At 70.8% G+C, this 3,403-nt stretch carries 5 protein-coding genes; 1 reads left to right on the forward strand and 4 read right to left on the reverse strand.

What is annotated here, in order from left to right; genetic code table 11:
- Positions 1 to 564, forward strand: a 564-nt coding sequence (locus tag ACTIFU_RS23185; protein WP_439580692.1) for a hypothetical protein, incomplete at its 5' end; no start/stop codon positions are given.
- 90 nt (positions 565 to 654) lie between these two features.
- On the opposite strand, the gene ACTIFU_RS23190 is transcribed toward ACTIFU_RS23185, so the two are convergent.
- The 4 genes from ACTIFU_RS23190 to ACTIFU_RS23205 form a co-directional block, all read right to left on the reverse strand.
- Positions 655 to 879 carry a hypothetical protein gene (locus ACTIFU_RS23190; protein WP_439580693.1) on the reverse strand — a complete coding sequence of 75 codons (225 nt, stop codon included), beginning with the start codon at positions 877 to 879 and terminating at the stop codon, positions 655 to 657.
- A gap of 115 nt (positions 880 to 994) precedes the next feature.
- On the reverse strand, positions 995 to 1,264 hold the full coding sequence (locus tag ACTIFU_RS23195; protein WP_439580694.1) for a hypothetical protein: 270 nt from the start codon (positions 1,262 to 1,264) through the stop codon (positions 995 to 997).
- A 38-nt stretch (positions 1,265 to 1,302) separates the two neighbouring features.
- On the reverse strand, positions 1,303 to 2,691 hold the full coding sequence (locus ACTIFU_RS23200) for an HlyD family type I secretion periplasmic adaptor subunit (protein ID WP_439580695.1): 1,389 nt from the start codon (positions 2,689 to 2,691) through the stop codon (positions 1,303 to 1,305).
- A partial coding sequence (locus tag ACTIFU_RS23205) for an ATP-binding cassette domain-containing protein (RefSeq protein ID WP_439580696.1) occupies positions 2,688 to 3,403 on the reverse strand: 716 nt, incomplete at its 5' end. The genes ACTIFU_RS23205 and ACTIFU_RS23200, both read right to left, overlap by 4 nt.

Raw genomic sequence — 3,403 nt, forward strand, 5'->3', positions numbered from 1 at the left:
CTCGCCGATCAGGCCGGCGTCTCGACAGATGCCTTGCAGGCGTTCCGCTTCGCCGCGATCGAAGTCGGGCTGCGGAACGAGGAGCTCGACCGTGGGCTCGCGATCCTCACGCGCCGGATCGGCGATGCCGCGACCGGCGGGCGGCAGGCGGAGGAGGCGTTCCGGCGCATCGGCGTCGCGTTCCTGGACGCCTCCGGCAACGCGCGCGCGACCGAGGGCGTGCTCGCCGACATCGCCGACCGCATTGCCGCGGTCGAGAACCCGGCCGAGCGGGCGCGCATCGCCACCGAGGTGTTCGGCGACCGGCTCGGCCAGCGGCTGATCCCGTTCCTCGCCCAGGGGCGGGAGGGTCTGGAGCGGCTGACCGGCGAGGCGCTGCGCTACGGTGCGATCGCCGATGCCGAGCTGATCGCCAATACCGGCGCCGCCACGCTCGCGATCGACGGGCTCGGCGCGGTGGCCATCCGCAAGGGCGACGGCACGGTCGAGCTCGACCCCGGCGATCTCGCCGCCTCCGCGCTCGTCACCGCGGTGCACGACGGAGCCGTCTTCCGCCTCGCCTGATCCCGCTTCCCGCTTCGCCGCTCCGGCCCCGCCGGCCGTCCCCCGGGGCGCCGGCGGGGCCTTTCGTGCGTTCATTCTGAACCTGACACCTCAGAGGACGCGATCAGTCAGCACCAGCGGTGTTGGAGCCGGAACCAATCCTTGCTCGCGCAAAATGCCCCGCGCGATGAACAGGAGCATCTTGCGTCCGTTGTCATCGACTGCGTCCCAGATGCGCAGGAACTCCTCGCGCTGAGCCGGCCCAGGCTTCCGGCCGGGCAAGCGCTCCGAACGCATCCGTTTCGTCGATGAACTTCTCGCGTTCTCAGCCGCCATGCCGCACCTCCTTTCGTGCCCCTTCCATTCGACCGCGTCGGGCTGTCCCGACATAGGCGTTTGCGAAGCAGCTTCACGGGAAATGTAGGGACGCAGCAACGGATCAGTTTGGCCGTCAGGAGAACTTGAAGGCCGACGGCGCGGATGAGGCGTTGGTGGCCTGCGTCTTCTCCGCAGCCTCCTTGATCTTCTCCTGCACCTGCTTGACCAGGTTCGCGACCGCGGTGGCCGTCCCCGGAAGCTGCGTCAGCGGCAGGATCAGCTGCCCGCACGGCACCGGCTTGCCGTCGCCGCCCACCTGGCCAAGCGTGATCCGCACCACGCCATGCGTCACATTCGCCTCGATGATGCCATCGCAGAACAGAACCGGCAGTCGGTCGGCCATCAGTCACTCTCCCATGATAAAGTCGGGCAACGAACGGGCTACTGCTCGCGGAAGGCCCGCACGAAGCTGTCGCGCAGCGGCTGCGTCAGGTACTGCCACACGGTCCGCTCGCCGACCAGGATCATCACCTCGACCGGCATGCCCGGCGTCAGCAGCACGCCGTCCAGCCGGCTGAGCTCGGCCTCGTCGATCGTCACGTGCGCGCGGTACATGCTCGCCCGCAGCCGCTCGTCGAACACCGCATCGGCCGAGACGAACACGACCCGGCCGTTCAGGAACGGGGCAAGGCGCTGCTTGAACGCCGGCAGCCGCACCTCGGCCTGAAGTCCCGGCCGCACCACGTCGATATCGGTCGGCTGGATCAGCACCTCGGCGATCAGACGGTCCTCGGCCGGCACAATCTCCAGCACCGGCTCGCCCGGCCGGACCACACCGCCGATGGTGAAAAAGCGCAGGTTCAGCACCGTGCCGGCGATCGGCGCGACGATCTCGCGCCGGGTGGCGACGTCGCGCGCCTCGCGCAACCGCTCCTCGATCTCCACCAGCCGATCGCGCACCTGGCGCTGCTCCAGGCTGATCTCGGCCGCGCGCTGATCCGCCTGCGCCTGCAACTGCGCTGCGGTCTCGGCGAGGCCCGCCTCGGAACGGGCGATCTGCGAGACCAGATCATCGCGATTGCCGATCAGGCTCGCCTCGGCACGCTGCAAGGCGAGCAGCCGCGGCCGCCGCTCCAGCCCGAGCCGGAGCAGCTCCGCCACCCCGCGCATCTCATCGCGGATCAGGGCGATCTGCCGGTCATGCGAGCCGATCTGGCTCTGCGCCGAGGCAATCTGCGCGCGCAGCTGTTCCATCCGCGCCTCGAGCACTGCGCGCGCGCTGGCGAACGCCGTCTGGCGGCTGACGAACAGCGCGGTCTGGCCGGTCAGCAGATCGGCGATGCGTGGGTCGCCCGCCCCTCCGGCCAGCTCGGGAGGCCAAGCGATCCGATCCGCCGAAGCGAGTTCCGCCGACAGGCGCGCATCGTGGGCGAGCAACGCCGCGCGCTGGGCGAGCAACGTGACGAGCTGCGCGCCGGCCTGAATGTCGTCGAGGCGCATCAGGACCTGCCCCGCCGCGACGCGGTCGCCGTCGCGCACCAGGATCTCGCGGATGATCCCGCCCTCCAGGTGCTGCACGGCGCGGCGGTTGCCCTCCACCGTGATCACACCCGGCCCCGCGGCAGCCTCAGCCAGCGGCGCGAGTGCAGCCCAGCTGCCGAAGCCGCCGAGCAGCACCGCGAGCACCGCGATGCCAAGCAACGTCGCCCCACCCGTCGGCGGGCGCGGCGGCGGCGCGGTGTCCTCGGCCGCGCCGAGGGAGCCGAGCCCAACCGGCGCCAGGCTGCGCCCGCCCAGTGCAACGACCTCGTGCCGTGGCGCCGTCGTCATTCCGCTGCCCTCTGCTCATCCGGCCGCGATGGTTCGGCAGGTCCGGTCACCTGTGCCGGCCGCAGCACGCGCTTCAGCACCTCCGTCCGCGGCCCGAACTGCTCGATCATGCCCTCCCGCAGGATCGCCACCTTGTCCACGCCCTGCACCAGCGCCGGACGGTGCGACACCAGCACCACCGTCGTGCCCTGCTCCTTCAGCGCCGCGAGCGCGCGCAGCAGGCTGGACTCGCCTTCGCCATCGAGATTGCTGTTCGGCTCGTCCAGCACCACCAGCTTCGGACGCCCATAGAGCGCACGGGCCAACCCGATCATCTGCCGCTGGCCGGCAGAGAGGAACGTGCCGCCCTCGCCGATCTCGGTGCGGTAGTCCTTCGGCAGGCGCAGGATCATCTCGTGGCAGCCCGCAAGCTCGGCGGCCGCGAACACCGCGTCGGCATCCGGCGTGCCCATGCGCGCGATGTTCTCCAGCACCGTGCCATCGAACAGCTCGACGTCCTGCGGCAGGTAGCCGATGTGGCGGCCGACATCCTCGCGCATCCAGGTGTAGACGTTCGCCCCGCCCAGCCGGACGGTACCGGCGGTCGGCTCCAGCACGCCGATCAGCAGCCGGATCAGCGTGGTCTTGCCGGCCGCCGACGGCCCGATCACCGCGAGGCTCTCGCCCGGTTCGAGCGCAAAGCTCACGCCCTTGATCGTCGCCGCGTGCTCGC

This window comes from Elioraea sp., assembly GCF_051860475.1.
Taxonomy (GTDB): Bacteria; Pseudomonadota; Alphaproteobacteria; order Acetobacterales; family Acetobacteraceae; genus Elioraea.

Coding starts and splice junctions, on each gene's coding strand:
- ACTIFU_RS23190 (WP_439580693.1), bottom strand. CDS start 879: ATGGCGGCTGAGAACGCGAGAAGTTCATCGACGAAACGGATGCGTTCG.
- ACTIFU_RS23195 (WP_439580694.1), bottom strand. CDS start 1,264: ATGGCCGACCGACTGCCGGTTCTGTTCTGCGATGGCATCATCGAGGCG.
- ACTIFU_RS23200 (WP_439580695.1), bottom strand. CDS start 2,691: ATGACGACGGCGCCACGGCACGAGGTCGTTGCACTGGGCGGGCGCAGC.